Origin of the sequence: Acinetobacter sp. NIOH-H-8 (assembly GCF_046635365.1) — a bacterium.
In the GTDB taxonomy this organism is placed as follows: domain Bacteria; phylum Pseudomonadota; class Gammaproteobacteria; order Pseudomonadales; family Moraxellaceae; genus Acinetobacter.
In genome coordinates this window covers 1-384 of record NZ_JBHDVN010000372.1, presented here as the reverse complement: position 1 = coordinate 384, position 384 = coordinate 1, and the positions used below count along the sequence as shown (strand labels likewise).

Annotated in this window: 1 protein-coding gene; it reads left to right on the top strand. The window is 55.7% G+C overall.

Going from position 1 to position 384, the window contains the following annotated elements; translation table 11 throughout:
• Positions 1-384, top strand: a 384-nt coding sequence (locus ACEWB7_RS18710) for a PhoH family protein (protein ID WP_411581192.1), incomplete at both ends; no start/stop codon positions are given.

The window sequence follows — 384 nt, the reverse complement described above, 5'->3', positions numbered from 1 at the left end:
GAGTACGGCAAAGCGGTCAATATCAAAACTAAACGCGGCGTAATTAAGCCGCGCACGCCAAACCAGGCGCAGTACATCGCCAATATTCTCGACCATGACATAACCTTCGGCGTTGGCCCGGCGGGTACGGGTAAAACCTACCTGGCAGTGGCTGCGGCAGTTGATGCCCTGGAGCGTCAGGAAATTCGGCGTATTCTGCTGTCTCGTCCGGCGGTCGAAGCCGGTGAGACACTGGGCTTCCTGCCTGGCGATTTAAGCCAGAAAGTAGACCCGTATCTGCGCCCACTGTACGACGCGCTGTTTGAAATGCTGGGCTTTGAGAAAGTCGAGAAACTGATTGAGCGCAACGTTATTGAAGTCGCGCCGCTGGCCTATATGCGTGGT